Source organism: Leclercia sp. LTM14 (genome assembly GCF_023736175.1).
Classification (GTDB): Bacteria; Pseudomonadota; Gammaproteobacteria; order Enterobacterales; family Enterobacteriaceae; genus Enterobacter; species Enterobacter barmai.
In genome coordinates this window covers 75,880-93,517 of the sequence record NZ_JAIKTT010000001.1, presented here as the reverse complement: position 1 = coordinate 93,517, position 17,638 = coordinate 75,880, and the positions used below count along the sequence as shown (strand labels likewise).

General features: G+C 55.4%; 16 protein-coding genes and 1 other annotated feature. Of the genes, 11 read left to right on the top strand and 5 right to left on the bottom strand.

Annotated features, from left to right (window positions below):
• Positions 1 to 2: 2 nt before the first annotated feature.
• Together trpD and K5I40_RS00420 are read right to left on the bottom strand one after the other, a co-directional pair.
• Positions 3 to 1,598: a bifunctional anthranilate synthase glutamate amidotransferase component TrpG/anthranilate phosphoribosyltransferase TrpD gene (trpD, locus tag K5I40_RS00425; RefSeq protein ID WP_138369211.1), complete on the bottom strand. Its 1,596-nt coding sequence runs from the start codon at positions 1,596 to 1,598 to the stop codon at positions 3 to 5.
• Entirely contained in the window at positions 1,598 to 3,160 is a 1,563-nt protein-coding gene (locus K5I40_RS00420) for an anthranilate synthase component 1 (protein WP_223073936.1), read from the bottom strand. Before K5I40_RS00420 ends, trpD begins: the two co-directional genes overlap by 1 nt.
• Before the next feature lie 24 nt (positions 3,161 to 3,184).
• Positions 3,185 to 3,279: a sequence feature (Trp leader region), on the bottom strand.
• Positions 3,280 to 3,438: 159 nt separating this feature from the next.
• Between K5I40_RS00420 and rnm the strand changes: the two genes are divergently transcribed.
• The 4 genes from rnm to rluB all read left to right on the top strand — a co-directional run bounded on the left by rnm (position 3,439) and on the right by rluB (position 6,776).
• Positions 3,439 to 4,320, top strand: a complete 882-nt coding sequence (rnm, locus tag K5I40_RS00415; RefSeq protein ID WP_251929512.1) for an RNase RNM — start codon at positions 3,439 to 3,441, stop codon at positions 4,318 to 4,320.
• A complete protein-coding gene (locus tag K5I40_RS00410) occupies positions 4,317 to 4,937 on the top strand; it encodes an L-threonylcarbamoyladenylate synthase (RefSeq protein ID WP_039030663.1) in 621 nt (206 codons plus the stop codon). The genes rnm and K5I40_RS00410 overlap by 4 nt, the downstream gene beginning before the upstream one ends.
• A gap of 237 nt (positions 4,938 to 5,174) precedes the next feature.
• Positions 5,175 to 5,543 carry a hypothetical protein gene (locus K5I40_RS00405; protein ID WP_223073938.1) on the top strand — a complete coding sequence of 123 codons (369 nt, stop codon included), beginning with the start codon at positions 5,175 to 5,177 and terminating at the stop codon, positions 5,541 to 5,543.
• A 357-nt stretch (positions 5,544 to 5,900) separates the two neighbouring features.
• Positions 5,901 to 6,776, top strand: coding sequence for a 23S rRNA pseudouridine(2605) synthase RluB (gene rluB / locus K5I40_RS00400; RefSeq protein WP_039030662.1), 876 nt, complete (start codon positions 5,901 to 5,903; stop codon positions 6,774 to 6,776).
• 32 nt (positions 6,777 to 6,808) lie between these two features.
• Here rluB and cobO read toward each other — a convergent pair whose 3' ends face one another.
• Complete coding sequence (cobO, locus tag K5I40_RS00395) at positions 6,809 to 7,399, bottom strand: cob(I)yrinic acid a,c-diamide adenosyltransferase (protein ID WP_039031850.1); 591 nt, start codon at positions 7,397 to 7,399, stop codon at positions 6,809 to 6,811.
• The gene (locus K5I40_RS00390; protein ID WP_223073939.1) at positions 7,396 to 8,157 is read right to left on the bottom strand and encodes a YciK family oxidoreductase; all 762 of its coding nucleotides are present in this window, start codon (positions 8,155 to 8,157) and stop codon (positions 7,396 to 7,398) included. The genes cobO and K5I40_RS00390 overlap by 4 nt, the downstream gene beginning before the upstream one ends.
• Positions 8,158 to 8,406: 249 nt before the next feature.
• Between K5I40_RS00390 and sohB the strand changes: the two genes are divergently transcribed.
• Positions 8,407 to 9,453, top strand: a complete 1,047-nt coding sequence (gene sohB, locus K5I40_RS00385) for a protease SohB (protein ID WP_138369204.1) — start codon at positions 8,407 to 8,409, stop codon at positions 9,451 to 9,453.
• Positions 9,454 to 9,488: 35 nt separating this feature from the next.
• Here sohB and K5I40_RS00380 read toward each other — a convergent pair whose 3' ends face one another.
• Positions 9,489 to 9,740, bottom strand: coding sequence for a YciN family protein (locus tag K5I40_RS00380; protein WP_039031853.1), 252 nt, complete (start codon positions 9,738 to 9,740; stop codon positions 9,489 to 9,491).
• Positions 9,741 to 10,136: 396 nt separating this feature from the next.
• On the opposite strand from K5I40_RS00380, the gene topA reads away from it, so the two are divergent.
• The 6 genes from topA (at position 10,137) to acnA (ending at position 17,599) form a co-directional block, all read left to right on the top strand.
• On the top strand, positions 10,137 to 12,731 hold the full coding sequence (gene topA / locus K5I40_RS00375) for a type I DNA topoisomerase (protein WP_039031854.1): 2,595 nt from the start codon (positions 10,137 to 10,139) through the stop codon (positions 12,729 to 12,731).
• A gap of 186 nt (positions 12,732 to 12,917) precedes the next feature.
• Positions 12,918 to 13,892 (top strand): HTH-type transcriptional regulator CysB, encoded by a 975-nt coding sequence (gene cysB, locus K5I40_RS00370; protein ID WP_032611190.1) that lies wholly within the window; start codon positions 12,918 to 12,920, stop codon positions 13,890 to 13,892.
• A 335-nt stretch (positions 13,893 to 14,227) separates the two neighbouring features.
• Positions 14,228 to 14,368, top strand: a complete 141-nt coding sequence (locus K5I40_RS00365; protein WP_218015341.1) for a YmiA family putative membrane protein — start codon at positions 14,228 to 14,230, stop codon at positions 14,366 to 14,368.
• 2 nt (positions 14,369 to 14,370) lie between these two features.
• Entirely contained in the window at positions 14,371 to 14,541 is a 171-nt protein-coding gene (locus K5I40_RS00360) for a hypothetical protein (protein WP_072036729.1), read from the top strand.
• Positions 14,542 to 14,666: 125 nt separating this feature from the next.
• The gene (ymiC, locus tag K5I40_RS00355; protein ID WP_231568169.1) at positions 14,667 to 14,768 is read left to right on the top strand and encodes a small membrane protein YmiC; all 102 of its coding nucleotides are present in this window, start codon (positions 14,667 to 14,669) and stop codon (positions 14,766 to 14,768) included.
• Positions 14,769 to 14,923: 155 nt separating this feature from the next.
• Positions 14,924 to 17,599 (top strand): aconitate hydratase AcnA, encoded by a 2,676-nt coding sequence (acnA, locus tag K5I40_RS00350; RefSeq protein ID WP_223073940.1) that lies wholly within the window; start codon positions 14,924 to 14,926, stop codon positions 17,597 to 17,599.
• The last annotated feature ends 39 nt before the right edge of the window (positions 17,600 to 17,638 follow it).

Below are 17,638 nucleotides of genomic sequence, written 5' to 3'. Positions count from 1 at the left end.
GTTTATCCTCTTGCCGCTAATGCGGTAACCCGGTCGTAGGCTGCGCCAGAGCGCAACACATCAATCACTTTCTGCGCGTTGACCTGTAAATCTTCTTCGCCGTGCAGACGCATCAGCATGGCGACGTTGGCGGCAACAGCGGCCTCATGCGCTGGCTCACCTTTACCTTGTAACAGGCGGGTCAGAATGTCACGGTTTTCTTCCGGGGTGCCGCCTGCCAGCTGTTCCTGGTGATACGGCGTTAAGCCAAAGTCGGCCGCTTCAAGCTGGTAGCTTTTGATCTCACCGTTGTTCAGTTCGGCCACCAGGGTCGGTGCATGCAGGGAGACTTCATCCATCCCGCCGCTGTGCACCACCGCCGCCCGCTGATAACCCAGCACGCGCAGGGTTTCGGCAATCGGCAGCACCAGTTCCGGGCTGTAGACGCCAATCAGCGCCAGCGGCGGGTGCGCCGGGTTGATCAGCGGCCCGAGCACGTTAAACAGGGTGCGGGTTTTCAGCTGCTGACGCACCGGCATCGCATGGCGGAATCCGGTGTGATACTTCGGCGCGAACAGGAAGCAGACGCCCAGCTCATCCAGCGCATCGCGGGATTTCTCCGCGTTCATATCCAGATTGATACCGAAGGCGGCCAGCAGATCCGACGAGCCGGAACGGCTGGAGACGCTGCGGTTACCGTGCTTTGCCACCTTCAACCCGCAGGCTGCAGCGACAAAGGCGCTGGCGGTGGAGATGTTGATGCTGTTGCTGCCGTCACCGCCGGTGCCGACGATATCCGCGAACAGATAGTCCGGGCGCGGGAACGGGGCGGCGTTTTCCAGCAGGGCGGTGGCGGCACCGGCAATCTCCTGGGGCTGTTCACCACGCACTTTCATGCTTACCAGCGCGGCGGCCAGCTGCTCGGGTTTCAGCTCGCCGCGTACCACGGCGGAGAACAGCTGGTGGCTCTCCTGCTGGCTCAGGGTCTGCGCCTGATAGAGTTTTTCCAGGATTGGCTGCAGGCTGTTGGTCTGCTCCAGTTTCTGCAGCGCCCAGTTAAGGGTCTGCTCCAGCAGGCGAGCGCCCTGGGAGGTCAGAATGGATTCCGGGTGGAACTGCATGCCGCAAACCCGGTCCGCATCGTGACGCACGGCCATCACCATCCCGTTGTAATGGGCGTTAATGGTCAGGCCCGCCGGGATGTTGCTGCCCACCAGCGAGTGATAGCGCGCCACCGGCAGCGGGTTCATCAGCCCGGCAAACATCGCCTGACCGTCATGTTCAATGCTGGAGGCTTTACCGTGCAGGATCTCTCCCGCCTGGCCGACGTAACCGCCGTAGGCCTCAACAATCGCCTGATGGCCCAGGCAGATCCCGATGATCGGCAGTTTGCCGCGCAGACGGGTCAACAGCTCCGGCATACAGCCCGCTTCACTTGGCGCGCCCGGCCCCGGGGAGAGCATCAGCACCGGGTTTTGCATGGTGGCCAGACGGTCGATTAAGGTCTGAGCCGGAACATGGTTACGGTAAATCACCACGTTGTGACCGTTAGCACGCAGCTGATCCGCCAGGTTATAGGTAAAGGAGTCGATATTATCGAGCAGCAGAATGTCAGCCATCAGAAAATCTCCTGTGCGTGATGGGCAGTCGCAATGGCGCGCAGTACCGCGCGGGCCTTGTTACGGGTTTCGTCAGCTTCTGACTGCGGAACAGAGTCGAGAACGATGCCCGCGCCCGCCTGGACGGTGGCGATCCCCTCTTCGACGTAGGCGGAGCGGATCACGATGCAGGTATCCAGATCGCCGTGGGCGGTGAAGTAGCCCACCGCGCCGCCGTAGCTGCCGCGACGACGGCCTTCAGCCTGAGCAATCAGCTGCATGGCGCGAACTTTCGGCGCGCCGCTCAGGGTGCCCATGTTCATGCAGGCGCGGTAGGCGTGCAGCACGTCCAGATCCTGACGCAGCTCGCCCACTACGCGGGAAACCAGATGCATCACGAAGGAGTAACGGTCCACTTTGGTCAAGTCGGCGACGTAACGGCTGCCCGGGGTGCAGATGCGCGCCAGGTCGTTACGGGCCAGGTCAACCAGCATCAGGTGTTCGGACATCTCTTTCTGGTCGGTGCGCATCTCCAGCTCGATGCGGCTGTCGAGGTCGCGATCCAACGAACCGTCGGCACGACGACCGCGCGGGCGGGTACCGGCAATGGGATAGATTTCAATCTGACGGCTGGTGGCGTCGTACTTCAGGGAGCTCTCCGGCGAGGCGCCGAACAGCGTAAAATCGTTATCCTGCATAAAGAACATGTACGGGCTCGGGTTGCTCTTCTTCAGCACGTCATAGGCCGCCAGCGGGGACGGGCAGGGCAGGGAGAAGCGACGGGACGGCACTACCTGGAAAATCTCGCCGGCGCGAATGGCTTTCTGCATCTGACGGACCACCACGCCGTACTCATCGTCCGTCTGGCTGACGTCGCAACGCATCTGCTCCACGCGCTGCACCGGCAGCTCCGGTGGGACTTCATCCATCTGCGCCTGCAGCTGGGCAATGCGCTGCTCCAGACGCTGCTTCTCCGCCAGAATCGGGGTAAACAGGCTGGCCTGAATGCGGGTGTACTTTTTCTGGTGGTCGATCACCAGTAAGGTTTCCGCCAGATAGAAGCAGTAGTCCGGGCAGCGGTTTCCCTGCTCAAGCTCAGGGAGATCTTCAAAACCGGCCACCAGGTCGTAAGCAAACAGCCCACCAAAGAACATCGCTTCGCGCTCGCTTTCCGGCACATTGACCAGGTTTTGCAGCAGGCGGAAGGCATCAAACACCGACAGAGAACAGAGGCGGGCATCTTCATCCAGCAGCTGGCTGACCGGCGGGAAATGCAGGATGCGCTGGTCAGGGCGATGTTCATTCTCAATGCCTGCAGGCAGGACATCGTCCAGCAGCGACAGCAGGGCCGCACCGTTTTCAGAAAGCGCCTGCAGGGTTACTGTATCGCCCAGCGCGGTGATGCGCAGGGCGCTGTCGACCAGCAGCAGACTTTTCAGATCGTCTTTACTGTCGATATCCGCAGACTCCAGCAGCAGAGTGGCGGGACGCGCGCCGCACACCTGATGGAACAGGACGGTGGGGTTGTGGCGATACGCCGCCTCGCGGGTCAGCAGTTCGAGGTTCGGTTTGGCTGTTTGCATTATATTGTTCTCTTTATTCTGTTCATAAAAAAGCCCGCTCAGTGGCGGGCCAGGTATCTGAATGCATGACGCAGACGTACGACACTGCCCGTTAATCAGGAAGTGCGCCACCAGCTGTGCAGAGTAAAATGTGCGGTCATTTTCAGATACCTCGTTGAGTGAACTTGTGTACTAGTTAACTAGTTCGATGGCTTATTGTCAACCCCCCGATTTCAGAATTTCACCACATACCGTTATTATGGCGGCGCAGATATTGACGAGCAGTGACGGGAGCCGCTTTGAGCGACACGAATTACGCAGTGATTTATGATTTACACAGCCACACGCAGGCCTCTGACGGCCTGCTTACGCCTGAAGAGCTTGTCCATCGCGCCCATGAGATGCGAGTGGGCACGCTGGCCATTACCGATCACGATACCACCGAGGCCATTGCAGCCGCGCGGGCAGAAATTACCCGCAGCGGATTGCCCCTGACCCTGATAACCGGCGTGGAAATATCCACCGTCTGGGAAAATCATGAGATTCATATCGTCGGGTTAAACATCGATAGCGAAAACCCGGCGATGCGCGCGTTTCTGGATGAGCAAAAAACGCGGCGCGTGACGCGGGCAGAGATGATCGCCGAACGCCTGGAGAAAGCCCATATTCCCGGCGCCTGGGAAGGGGCCATGCGGCTGGCGAAAGACGGGGCGGTGACCCGCGCCCACTTTGCCCGTTTTCTGGTGGAAGCCGGTAAGGCAAATAACATTGCGGATGTGTTTAAAAAATACCTCGCCCGCGGGAAAACCGGATACGTTCCTCCCCAGTGGTGTACAATAGAACAAGCTATTGATGTCATTCATCATTCTGGCGGCAAGGCAGTACTGGCCCATCCGGGGCGGTATAACCTCTCCGCCAAATGGCTGAAACGTCTGCTGGCTTACTTTGCCGAACACGGCGGAGATGCGATGGAAGTCGCCCAGTGTCAGCAGGCACCCAACGAGCGCAGTCAGCTGGCTGAATATGCCCGCCAGTATGGACTCCTTGCCTCCCAGGGCTCTGATTTTCATCAGCCTTGTCCCTGGATAGAGCTGGGACGCAAGCTCTGGTTACCTGCTGGCGTCGAGCCGGTGTGGCAACTCTGGGAGCAGCCAACGCCAATTGAAGAGAGGGTAGTATGAGCCAATTTTTTTATATCCATCCTGACAATCCGCAGCCGCGTTTGATTAATCAGGCTGTGGAGATCGTGCGTAAGGGCGGGGTTATCGTCTATCCAACCGATTCCGGTTACGCGCTGGGCTGTAAGATCGAAGATAAAACCGCGATGGAGCGTATCTGCCGGATCCGCCACATCCCGAACGGGCATAACTTCACCCTGATGTGCCGCGATCTCTCTGAGTTATCCACATACTCCTACGTGGATAACGTCGCGTTTCGGTTGATCAAAAACAACACGCCGGGCAACTACACCTTCATCCTTAAAGGGACGAAAGAGGTGCCGCGCCGCCTGCTGCAGGAAAAACGCAAAACCATCGGGATGCGCGTGCCGTCGAACCCGATTGCCCAGGCGCTGCTTGAAACCCTCGGCGAGCCGATGCTCTCCACCTCGCTGATGCTGCCGGGCAGCGAATTTACCGAATCCGATCCGGATGAGATCAAAGACCGCCTCGAGAAGCAGGTGGAGTTGATTATTCACGGCGGCTATCTCGGCCAGCAACCGACCACGGTAATTGATTTAACGGAAGATGCGCCGGTCGTGCTGCGTGAAGGAGTGGGGGACGTTAAGCCTTTCCTGTAATGGTGTAATTTTCTGTCCTCTGGGGCCATCTTATTAGCAAATATAATGGCCCTGATAGTAACGCTTCGCTTATTTCCTTCTGTATTTAAAATCTTATTATTATCTGAAAAGTATTCTTTTGCCGGAATCATCTCAGCTTGCCTGAATAAGTGGTTGTACGTTAAACGAACACTTATTTATAGATAGAGGGATAATCTGTGGCGTTACAGGGGACACTCATTCTGAACGGGGCGGATTATGCGCCTTTCAATCTGTATGGCTGTTGCAAAACCAGCCCGCATCGCACCTGGGAAAATGCGTTCCTTGATGGAGCGAGGACAGGGGAGGTGCTCGGCGGTGGCTATAATAAAAAACATTGCGCGTAAAATAGGTAAATTTATTTATTTCGTTTTTTTGTTGATGTGTGTAGGTCACAGTCTCCCATACGCAGAGTTATATATTAATGAAGATTTTGCAACAAAATGGGCGTTGTTCTTCTATGGAAGTGAAGACGCAGAATCCTTGTATGAAGCTTTTTTCGATATAGATTTGTCTGTGATGGTATCAATAGCAATTCCTGTCTATATTTTAACAATGAAGTTAATCAAAAAATTAAGGAGGAAATAGAATGCCAACCCTCCCTGTATGTGGGTTAAGAAAATGGCGGTGCAGTGTAGACGGCAACATCCAGTTTACCGATGCCTGGAATGAACGCCCGACGGCCTGACGCAAACTGATAGCCCGCTCGTTGGGCTTACTTCAGGTCATCAGCACAAGAAATCTGCCGCGTAAAACTTGTTGAATCATTTAGTCTAAAATTCATGTAATATGTGCGGCCATGAATCACTGGGCGAGACGTATTGTCTGCCATTATGTGTGCTGTGAAAGAGTTACAGATCATTGAGTTAGGTTCTGGTTGAGCTTAACTCATTGTTTTATAAAGTACACCAGACGCCTGTGAAGGCGACACCTGAAGGAAGCTCAATGAGCGAGAAATTACAGAAAGTGCTGGCCCGCGCCGGCCACGGGTCACGCCGTGAAATCGAAACCATTATCGCAGCAGGTCGTGTCAGCGTGGACGGTAAAATCGCCACTCTGGGCGATCGTGTTGACATCGTACCCGGCCTGAAAATCCGTATCGACGGCCACCTGATCTCCGTGAAAGAGTCTGCCGAGCAGATTTGCCGCGTGCTGGCTTACTACAAGCCGGAAGGCGAACTCTGCACACGCAACGATCCGGAAGGTCGCCCAACCGTGTTTGACCGCCTGCCAAAACTGCGCGGCGCGCGCTGGATCGCGGTAGGTCGTCTGGACGTTAACACCTGCGGTCTGCTGCTGTTCACTACCGATGGTGAACTGGCAAACCGTCTGATGCACCCAAGCCGTGAAGTCGAACGTGAATACGCGGTCCGTGTGTTCGGTGAAGTTGACGACAATAAGATCCGTGAACTGTCTCGCGGCGTGCAGCTTGAAGATGGCCCGGCAGCGTTTAAAACCATTAAGTTCACCGGTGGCGAAGGCATTAACCAGTGGTACAACGTGACCCTGACCGAAGGTCGTAACCGCGAGGTGCGTCGTCTGTGGGAAGCCGTTGGCGTGCAGGTTAGCCGTCTGATCCGTGTCCGTTACGGTGACATCCTTCTGCCGAAGGGCCTGCCACGTGGCGGCTATACGGAGCTGGATTTAACCCAGACCAACTATCTGCGTGAGCTGGTGGAACTGACCCCGGAAACCACTTCGAAAGTGGCGGTGGAGAAAGATCGTCGTCGCATGAAAGCGAACCAGATCCGTCGGGCGGTTAAACGTCATAGCCAGGTCAGCAGCAATCGCCGGTCTGGCAGCCGTAACAACAACGGCTAAAAATAAAAAACCCGGCAACGCCGGGTTTTTTGTTAATAGTCGATGCCGATTTGCGCTTTAACGCCTGCATCGAAAGCGTGCTTAACCGGTCGTAACTCGCTAACCGTATCCGCCATCTCCATAATATCCCGATGACAGCCGCGCCCGGTGATAATCACCGTCTGGTGTGCCGGACGACTGTTCAGCGCCTCAACCACCTCCTGCAACGGTAAATAGTCGTAGGCCACCATATAGGTGATCTCATCCAGCAGAACCATATTCAGCGTTGGGTCCGCCAGCATACGCTTCGCATGCTCCCAGACGGCCAGACAGGCCGCAGTGTCCGTTTCGCGGTTCTGAGTATCCCAGGTAAAGCCGGTGGCCATGACCTGAAACTCCACCCCATGCGGTTCCAGCAGATTACGCTCGCCGTTTGGCCACTCGCCCTTGATGAACTGAATGACGCCCACTTTTTGACCGTGACCGACGGCGCGCGTTGCCGTGCCAAAAGCTGCTGTGGTTTTGCCTTTGCCGTTGCCGGTAAAGACGATAATAATCCCGCGCTCATCCTGAGCTGCGGCAACGCGGGCATCAACCTGTTCTTTAAGGCGCTGCTGGCGCTGTTGATGACGTTCATCACTCATTGCGATATTCCTGGTTTACGGCCGGGTTGGGCATCAAAGGTCATGCCGGTTTTCCGGCGGCTGTCGTCGCCCATCAGCCACAGATAGAGCGGCATGATATCGGCGGGGGTTTTTAGTTTAAGCGGATCTTCGCTCGGGAACGCGCTGGCGCGCATGCTGGTGCGCGTCCCGCCGGGGTTGATGCAGTTCACGCGCAGATGGCGGCTCTGATACTCCTCAGCCAGCACCTGCATCATCCCTTCGGTGGCAAATTTCGAGGCGGCATACGCACCCCAGTTTGCCCGGCCCTGGCGTCCGACGCTTGACGAAGTAAAGACCAGCGAGCCGGAATCGGACTGCAGTAATAAAGGAAGGAGCGCCTGGGTAAGGAAAAAGGTGCCGTTAACGTTCACCTGCATGACCTGCTGCCAGATCTCCGGGTTTTGCTCATCCATTGGGCAGACTTCGCCAAGCAGGCCCGCATTGTGGAGCACGCCGTCCAGACGCGGATACTCGGTGGCGATACGCCCGGCAAGCTCCCGGCAGCTCTCCGGGGTGCAGGTTAACAGGTCGAGAATGTACTCGCGGGTGGGGGCTCCGCCTTCACTGGCGATAGCCTGAGCAACATCGCGCAGCTTATCTTCATTACGGCCCAGCAGGATAAGGCGCGCACCGTGGCGGGCGTAGGTCAATGCCGCTTCGCGGCCAATGCCGTCGCTGGCTCCCGTGACCAGAATAATACGATTTTGCAGAAGATCTTTTTTAGGTTGATAGTGCAAGGTCACTCCTCTGGCGCGCGTTGGCGCGGCCCATGCTGTGCGGTCTCTTTTCGGCTTTATGCCCGAAAGCGCGGCTGATTACAATCAGTCTACCGGTGAGTTCGCTGTAAAATTAACAATTTGCAAATATTTCATCCACAAATAAACATTTCTGAAGACGGCTCGCAAGGGTATCGTCAGCTGAGAGACGCCTGCTGAAGGCTGTTGTACACTGAGTGAGAAAACAAGTGGTTAAACCAAGGTGGACGCGTGGAATTACTTTCTGAGTACGGATTATTTCTGGCCAAAATTGCGACGGTGGTGATTGCCATTGCGGTGATCGCCGTTCTGATTGTTAACCTGACGCAGCGCAAACGCCAGCGCGGCGAGTTGCGCATTACCCGCTTAAGCGAGCAGTACACTGATATGAAGGAAGAGATGTCAGTGGCGCTGCTTGATGCTCATGAGCAGAAGCTGTGGCACAAAGCGCAGAAGAAAAAACACAAGCTTGAAGCGAAAGCGGCAAAGCAGAAAGCAAAACAGGAGCATCGCCCTGAAGTGCCGAAACCGCGCGTTTATGTGCTGGATTTTAAAGGCAGCATGGATGCCCATGAAGTGTCATCTCTGCGTGAAGAAGTGACAGCGGTGCTGGCGGTGGCAAGAGCTGAAGACCAGGTTGTTCTGCGTCTCGAAAGCCCGGGTGGGGTGGTGCATGGTTACGGACTGGCTTCTTCCCAGCTGCAACGACTGCGCGATAAGCAGATCCCGCTGACGGTCGCGGTGGATAAAGTCGCTGCCAGCGGTGGCTACATGATGGCCTGCGTGGCCGATAAAATTGTCGCGGCGCCTTTCTCTATTATTGGTTCGATTGGCGTGGTAGCACAGATCCCGAACTTCAATCGTTTCCTGAAAAATAAAGATATTGATGTGGAGCTTCATACGGCAGGCCAGTACAAACGCACGCTGACTCTGCTGGGTGAAAACACCGAAGAGGGGCGACAGAAGTTCCGTGAAGATCTCAATGATACCCACCAGCTCTTTAAAGGGTTCGTGAAAGAGATGCGACCCTCACTGGATATCGACCAGGTCGCCACTGGCGAACACTGGTACGGCACCCAGGCGCTGGACAAGGGGCTGGTGGATCAGGTGGGCACCAGCGACGATCTGCTGCTATCTCTGATGGAAGGGCGCGAACTGGTTGGCGTGCGCTATATGCGTCGTAAAAAGCTGATGGATCGCTTTACCAATAGCGCCGCTGAAAGCGCGGATCGTCTGCTGCTGCGCTGGTTGCAGCGCGGGCAAAAACCGCTGCTCTGAATAAAAACGCGAGGCATTTGCCTCGCGTTTTCGCATCAATCAACCAGGTGGTACTTTTCGGAGAGCACATGGGCCAGGTATTTAAACATGTTAAATACTGCCGTGCTGCGCGGGGTCGGCAGACCCTGCTCGTCCAGGAAGTATTCCCCGCTGAACACCAGCACACCATTGCGCTGCTCTACGCCTGTGGCTTCGATCCCTGCCATGGTGTCGTCATGTTCACGAATGAGTTTATTTGCTTCAGCAAGCAAGGTTACGCGGTCAATTGGTTGGGTAGTTTGCTGCATTATCCACTCCTTAAACAGTGTTATTAGTCTACGCCGCAGCGGTCCCGGGAGCAAATTTTCCCCATTTTGGCGCATGTCGGGCAAGACGGACAGCGCTGGCGCGATTTGCTTTTGCATGCTAATAAAGTTGCGTAACGGATTTTATCAGGTAGAGTGTGCGCTTTCGTCATTCTGGCAACAGATTTGCTTGACATTCGACCTAAGTCTCGTCGTGCAGTCACACTGAAGCGAGAAAAAGCGCGTTATCTCAACCGCTTGTGTGACGTCGTTTTTGCGACTGAACTGAAAAGAGGGTTGATATCCACTGATGGCGTCGCTATATAACTGTCTCGTCGCCAGTGGAAGGTGAACTCACGCGACGTATTCCCGGAAGAAACAAATTAGGTAAAGGTGAATATGGGTAAAGCTCTCGTTATCGTTGAGTCCCCGGCAAAAGCCAAAACGATCAATAAGTATCTGGGTAGTGACTACGTGGTTAAGTCCAGCGTCGGTCACATCCGCGATCTGCCGACCAGTGGCTCAGCCAAGAAGAGCGCCGACTCTACCTCCACCAAAGGGGCCAAAAAGCCTAAAAAGGATGAACGTAGCGCGCTCGTAAATCGCATGGGGGTTAACCCATGGGATAACTGGCAGGCACAGTACGAAGTACTGCCGGGTAAAGAGAAAGTCGTCTCCGAGCTGAAACAGCTGGCGGAAAAAGCCGACCACATCTATCTCGCAACCGACCTTGACCGCGAAGGGGAGGCCATTGCATGGCACCTGCGGGAAGTGATCGGTGGCGATGACACACGCTATAGCCGCGTGGTGTTTAACGAAATTACCAAAAACGCGATCCGCCAGGCGTTTGAAAAGCCGGGCGAGCTGAATATCGATCGCGTTAACGCTCAGCAGGCGCGCCGCTTTATGGACCGCGTCGTGGGCTATATGGTCTCTCCACTGCTGTGGAAAAAGATTGCGCGTGGTCTTTCTGCTGGCCGCGTGCAGTCTGTTGCCGTACGTCTGGTGGTTGAGCGTGAACGCGAAATCAAAGCGTTTGTGCCGGAAGAGTTCTGGGAAATTGACGCCAGCGTAACGACGCCAGGCGGCGATACGTTGCCGCTGGAAGTCTCCCATCAGAACGATAAACCGTTCCGCCCTGAAAACCGCGATCAGACTATGGCCGCGGTGGCGATGCTGGAAAAAGCCCGCTATCAGGTACTGGATCGTGAAGACAAACCGACCAGCAGCAAGCCCGGCGCACCCTTTATTACCTCCACGCTGCAGCAGGCGGCCAGCACCCGTCTGGGCTATGGCGTGAAAAAAACCATGATGATGGCTCAGCGTCTGTATGAGGCGGGTTACATCACCTATATGCGTACTGACTCAACCAACCTGAGCCAGGACGCCGTTAACATGGTGCGTGATTACATTGGCGATAACTTCGGTAAGAAATACCTGCCTGAGAGCGCAAATCAGTACAACAGCAAAGAGAATTCGCAGGAAGCGCACGAAGCCATTCGTCCTTCCGACGTCGCTGTGCTGGCGGAATCCCTGAAGGATATGGAAGCCGACGCGCAGAAACTCTATCAGCTGATCTGGCGCCAGTTCGTTGCCTGTCAGATGACGCCTGCGCAGTATGACTCCACCACCCTGACCGTGGGTGCCGGTGATTTCCGCCTGAAAGCGCGTGGACGTATCCTGCGTTTCGACGGCTGGACCAAAGTGATGCCTGCGCTGCGTAAGGGTGATGAAGATAAAACCCTGCCAGCGGTCAACACCGGGGATGAACTCACCCTTGTTGAGCTGACCCCGGCACAGCACTTCACCAAGCCGCCGGCACGCTTCAGCGAAGCCTCGCTGGTGAAAGAGCTGGAAAAACGCGGTATCGGTCGCCCGTCTACCTATGCGTCGATCATTTCGACCATTCAGGATCGCGGCTATGTGCGGACCGAAAACCGTCGTTTCTATGCTGAGAAAATGGGTGAAATCGTCACCGATCGCCTGGAAGATAACTTCCGCGAGCTGATGAACTACGATTTTACCGCGCAGATGGAAAACAGCCTTGACCAGGTGGCTAACCACGAAGCCGAGTGGAAGAAGGTGCTGGACAGCTTCTTCAGCGACTTTACAAAGCAACTGGACAAAGCGGAAAAAGACCCTGAAGAGGGTGGCATGCAGCCGAACCAGATGGTGCTGACCAGCATCGACTGCCCGACCTGCGGCCGTAAGATGGGTATTCGTACCGCCACCACCGGTGTGTTCCTCGGTTGCTCAGGCTATGCGTTATCGCCTAAAGAGCGCTGCAAAACCACCATCAATCTGGTGCCGGAAAACGAAGTGCTGAACGTGCTCGAAGGCGACGATGCGGAAACCAACGCACTGCGCGCCAAACGTCGCTGCACCAAATGCGGCACGGCGATGGACAGCTACCTGATCGATCCAAAACGTAAGCTGCATGTCTGTGGTAACAACCCGACCTGCGACGGCTACGAGATCGAAGAGGGCGAGTTCCGCATCAAGGGCTATGACGGTCCGATTGTGGAGTGTGAGAAGTGTGGTTCTGAAATGCACCTGAAGATGGGGCGTTTTGGTAAGTACATGGCCTGCACCAACGACGACTGCAAAAACACGCGTAAGATCCTGCGTAATGGTGAAGTGGCACCGCCGAAGGAAGATCCGGTTCCGCTGCCGGAACTGCCGTGTGAAAAGTCCGATGCCTACTTTGTTCTGCGTGATGGCGCTGCGGGCGTCTTCCTGGCGGCGAACACCTTCCCGAAATCTCGTGAAACGCGTGCGCCACTGGTCGAAGAGCTTTATCGCTTCCGCGATCGTCTGGCAGAAAAACTGCGCTATCTGGCCGATGCTCCTCAGCAGGATCCAGAGGGTAATAAGACCGTTGTGCGCTTTAGCCGTAAAACTAAGCAGCAATATGTTGCTGCTGAAAAAGACGGTAAAGCGACAGGTTGGTCAGCATTTTATGTTGACGGTAAATGGGTTGAAGGTAAGAAATAACCTTAATTTACTGTAAGTTACCTTTAAAGGGCCGGAATTCCGGCCCTTTTTTATTGCCCGGTTATTATTTTTTGTTACGGACTATACAGCAAAGATATAAGTGATATAGTGGTTATAGTTAACCCTTTTCTTATTATCAAATCGTCTTAAGCGATTGCCCGTGTGCGCTAAATCGGATGGTCTGGCATGAAACTACAGCAGCTCCGCTATATCGTTGAGGTGGTCAACCACAACCTTAACGTCTCCTCGACAGCAGAAGGTCTCTATACTTCGCAACCCGGCATCAGCAAGCAGGTCCGTATGCTTGAAGATGAACTGGGGATCCAGATTTTCGCCCGCAGCGGTAAACACCTTACCCAGGTTACGCCTGCCGGGCAGGAGATTATTCGTATCGCCCGCGAAGTGCTGTCGAAGGTCGATGCCATTAAATCCGTTGCCGGGGAGCACACCTGGCCGGATAAAGGCTCGCTGTATATCGCCACCACCCACACCCAGGCCCGCTACGCTCTGCCGGGCGTCATCAAAGGGTTTATCGAGCGCTATCCTCGCGTGTCGTTGCATATGCATCAGGGCTCGCCGACGCAAATCGCCGAGGCGGTATCCAAGGGCAACGCGGACTTCGCTATCGCCACCGAAGCGCTGCATCTGTATGACGATCTGGTGATGCTGCCTTGCTATCACTGGAACCGCTCGATTGTGGTGACGCCGGAACATCCGCTGGCGGCGAAAACTTCGGTATCCATTGAAGAGCTGGCGCAGTATCCGCTGGTGACTTACACCTTCGGTTTTACGGGCCGTTCGGAGCTGGATACCGCCTTCAACCGCGCAGGGCTGACGCCAAGGATTGTCTTTACCGCGACTGACGCCGATGTGATCAAAACCTACGTGCGCCTTGGCCTGGGGGTAGGGGTTATTGCCAGCATGGCGGTGGATCCTGTGGCCGATCCCGATTTAGTACGACTGGATACCCAGGGGGTGTTCGGCCACAGCACCACCAAAATCGGTTTCCGTCGCAGCACCTTCCTGCGTAGCTATATGTATGATTTTATTCAACGATTCGCACCACATCTGACCCGCGACGTGGTCGATACCGCGGTGGCGCTACGTTCGAACGAAGATATCGAAGCGATGTTTAAAGATATCAAGCTGCCGGAAAAATAATAACCTTCGGTATCTTTCCCTCGGGAAAGATACCCTTCTCAGTTGTCGTTCTGAATTAAAATCCCCTCCAGTTTTCTCTCATGCCTCATTAACCATGGGGTTACGGCGTTTTTTTTCCTGAAACTGCTCAGCAAAGCTGACAAAAATAGAAAATAATTAACCGCTACGCAAATTCCACGTTTCATTTATATATTTCCGCTCAAAAGATTAAATATTTGACGCTACAGGATTCGTAAATTCGCTGGATCTTCGACTAAAGTTTCTTTAGGATTTATCTCAGTCACGATTACTTATACCAATTGTTTGGTATCAAAATGATAAGCGAAATCGATTGTATGAGGTTAGCAATGCCGTCAGGAAGTCACGAGCCGCAAAGGGACCCAGGACTTAAGCGTAAAGCCTGGCTGGCGGTGTTTCTGGGTTCCACGCTGTTTTGGGTCGTGGTGGCGTTTCTGGTCTGGAAATTCTGGGGTTAATTATGGCGGTTCAGGGGCGTAGTGAAGCAGTGAAGCCTGTGTGTCAGCAGCGTGACACGCGTCGCAAAGTCCGTAATGACGCTACAGGTAACGTTCCGGCGTCCTGGAAGTTGTCACCGCAGCAGCAAGCCTTTATTGATTTGTTCGCAGAAGACGAAGCCAAAAAACAATAATTCGTATTATCAGCGTAGCGTGATAATAATCTGATGCGCTTTTGTACTCTTTAATAAATACACATCAGCAATATCGAACTGAGGCAAACTCAGCTGTCAAAGAATAAATAAAGCGTGGTGTCGCAATGATGAATAATATATCCGGAGCTAAATACTGGTCGTGGATGGCCGCGTTTTCCCTCTCGATCCTCTTCTGGTGCCAGCTGATCTGGCTCACCCTCCAGTGAATGACGAAAGCCTCGCTCCGGCGGGGCTTTTTGTTTTCCCGCCGAATTTGTCTATTTGAGTTGTTATCAAATCGTTACGGTGACGATGTGTTATCTTTAATTACGGCCCTGATCAAAGTCAGGGTATCGCAATCCCGGTAATTAAGGAGGAGCTTATGTCGTTAACCCTACGCGAAGCCAGTAAGGACACATTGCAGGCTGAGAACAAAACCTATCACTACTACAGCCTGCCGCTGGCCGCAAAGGAACTTGGGGATATCGCGCGCTTACCCAAGTCGCTTAAAGTGTTACTGGAAAATCTCCTGCGCTGGCAGGATGAAGTCTCTGTTACGGCTGAAGATATTCATGCCCTGGCCGGATGGTTGCAGAGCGCCCATGCCGACCGGGAGATAGCCTATCGTCCCGCCAGGGTGCTGATGCAGGATTTTACCGGCGTTCCGGCGGTGGTCGATCTGGCGGCGATGCGTGAAGCGGTCAAGCGCCTTGGCGGCGATACCGCTAAAGTGAACCCGCTCTCTCCGGTCGATCTGGTTATCGATCACTCGGTGACCGTGGACCATTTTGGCGATGATGATGCCTTCGAAGAGAACGTACGGCTTGAGATGGAGCGTAACCACGAGCGCTATGTGTTCCTGAAGTGGGGCCAGCAGGCGTTCAGCCGCTTCAGCGTCGTCCCACCCGGCACCGGCATCTGCCACCAGGTCAACCTGGAGTATCTCGGCAAAGCGGTATGGAGTGAATTGCAGGATAAAGAGTGGGTGGCCTACCCGGATACGCTGGTCGGTACCGACTCACACACCACCATGATCAACGGCCTTGGCGTACTGGGGTGGGGAGTAGGGGGGATCGAAGCCGAAGCGGCAATGCTCGGCCAGCCGGTCTCCATGCTGATCCCGGACGTGGTCGGCTTCAAGCTGACAGGCAAGCTGAGCGAGGGGATCACCGCCACCGACCTGGTGCTCACCGTCACCCAGATGCTGCGTAAGCACGGCGTGGTGGGTAAATTTGTTGAATTCTACGGCGACGGGCTCGACTCCCTGCCGCTGGCGGACCGGGCTACTATCGCCAATATGGCTCCCGAATACGGCGCCACCTGCGGTTTCTTCCCGATCGATGGTGTGACGCTGGAGTATATGCGCCTCAGCGGGCGCAGCAGCGAGCAGGTCGCGCTGGTGGAAGCCTATGCCAAAGCGCAGGGCATGTGGCGTAACACGGGCGATGAGCCGGTGTTCACCAGCACGCTGGCGCTGGATATGGGCGAAGTTGAAGCCAGCCTCGCCGGGCCAAAACGTCCTCAGGACCGCGTGGCCCTGGCGGATGTGCCCAAAGCCTTTGCTGCCAGCAATGAACTGGAAGTTAACACCGCGCAGAAAGACAGGCGGCCTATTGATTACGTGATGAATGGTCACCAGTATCAGCTCCCGGACGGCGCGGTCGTCATCGCGGCCATTACTTCCTGCACCAATACCTCGAACCCCAGCGTGCTGATGGCGGCTGGGCTGCTGGCGAAAAAAGCCGTTACGCTTGGCCTGAAACGCCAGCCGTGGGTCAAGGCCTCGCTGGCGCCGGGATCCAAAGTCGTCTCCGATTATCTGGCCCAGGCCCGCCTGACACCTTATCTGGATGAGCTGGGCTTTAACCTGGTAGGGTACGGCTGTACAACCTGTATTGGTAACTCCGGGCCGCTGCCGGATCCTATCGAGACGGCAATCAAGCAGGGCGACCTGACGGTAGGGGCGGTGCTCTCGGGCAACCGCAACTTTGAAGGACGTATTCACCCGCTGGTAAAAACCAACTGGCTGGCCTCTCCGCCGCTGGTGGTAGCTTATGCTCTGGCGGGCAATATGAACATCAATCTGGCAACCGATCCGCTGGGGCACGATCGTAAAGGCGATCCGGTCTATCTGAAAGATATCTGGCCGTCGGCGCAGGAGATTGCCCTTGCGGTTGAAAAAGTCTCTACCGACATGTTCCGCAAAGAGTACGCCGAAGTGTTTGAAGGCACGCCGGAGTGGAAAACCATCGAGGTGGCGCGGTCAGACACCTACAGCTGGCAGGATGATTCCACCTATATTCGTCTGTCACCCTTCTTTGATGACATGCTGGCACAGCCCAAACCGCTGGAAGATATTCACGGCGCGCGCGTGCTGGCCATTCTCGGCGACTCGGTAACCACCGACCACATCTCCCCGGCGGGCAGTATTAAAGCCGATAGCCCGGCAGGGCGTTATCTCCAGGGCCGTGGCGTGGAGCGTCGTGACTTCAACTCCTACGGTTCGCGTCGTGGCAACCACGAGGTGATGATGCGCGGTACCTTCGCCAATATCCGTATTCGCAACGAGATGGTGCCGGGCGTGGAAGGTGGGATGACCCGTCATCTGCCTGGAACAGAAGTGATCTCCATCTACGATGCGGCGATGAAGTATCAGCAGGAAGGCACTCCGCTGGCGGTGATAGCCGGGAAAGAGTACGGCTCCGGCTCAAGCCGCGACTGGGCAGCAAAAGGGCCACGACTGCTCGGCGTACGGGTGGTGATCGCCGAATCATTCGAGCGTATCCACCGTTCAAACCTGATTGGCATGGGGATTTTACCGCTGGAGTTCCCGCAGGGGGCATCACGTAAAACGCTGGGGCTGACAGGCGAGGAGCGGATTGATATTGCGGACCTGCAAAATCTGACGCCTGGTGCAACGGTTCCGGTCATACTGACGCGAGCCGATGGGCAAACCGAAGTCGTTGACTGTCGCTGCCGTATTGATACCGCAACGGAACTCACTTACTACCAGAACGACGGCATTTTGCACTATGTCATTCGTAATATGCTGACTTAAAACCAAAACCAGCCCGGCACGCATACGCTGCCGGGCTGT

Bases quoted from the DNA above. Each gene is read 5' to 3' on its own strand.
- rluB (WP_039030662.1), top strand. From the start codon at position 5,901: ATGAGCGAGAAATTACAGAAAGTGCTGGCCCGCGCCGGCCACGGGTCA.
- acnA (WP_223073940.1), top strand. From the start codon at position 14,924: ATGTCGTTAACCCTACGCGAAGCCAGTAAGGACACATTGCAGGCTGAG.
- K5I40_RS00410 (WP_039030663.1), top strand. From the start codon at position 4,317: ATGAGCCAATTTTTTTATATCCATCCTGACAATCCGCAGCCGCGTTTG.
- K5I40_RS00380 (WP_039031853.1), bottom strand. From the start codon at position 9,740: ATGCAGCAAACTACCCAACCAATTGACCGCGTAACCTTGCTTGCTGAA.
- trpD (WP_138369211.1), bottom strand. From the start codon at position 1,598: ATGGCTGACATTCTGCTGCTCGATAATATCGACTCCTTTACCTATAAC.
- cobO (WP_039031850.1), bottom strand. From the start codon at position 7,399: ATGAGTGATGAACGTCATCAACAGCGCCAGCAGCGCCTTAAAGAACAG.
- K5I40_RS00365 (WP_218015341.1), top strand. From the start codon at position 14,228: ATGAGGTTAGCAATGCCGTCAGGAAGTCACGAGCCGCAAAGGGACCCA.
- K5I40_RS00405 (WP_223073938.1), top strand. From the start codon at position 5,175: ATGCGCCTTTCAATCTGTATGGCTGTTGCAAAACCAGCCCGCATCGCA.
- K5I40_RS00420 (WP_223073936.1), bottom strand. From the start codon at position 3,160: ATGCAAACAGCCAAACCGAACCTCGAACTGCTGACCCGCGAGGCGGCG.
- cysB (WP_032611190.1), top strand. From the start codon at position 12,918: ATGAAACTACAGCAGCTCCGCTATATCGTTGAGGTGGTCAACCACAAC.
- topA (WP_039031854.1), top strand. From the start codon at position 10,137: ATGGGTAAAGCTCTCGTTATCGTTGAGTCCCCGGCAAAAGCCAAAACG.
- ymiC (WP_231568169.1), top strand. From the start codon at position 14,667: ATGATGAATAATATATCCGGAGCTAAATACTGGTCGTGGATGGCCGCG.
- K5I40_RS00360 (WP_072036729.1), top strand. From the start codon at position 14,371: ATGGCGGTTCAGGGGCGTAGTGAAGCAGTGAAGCCTGTGTGTCAGCAG.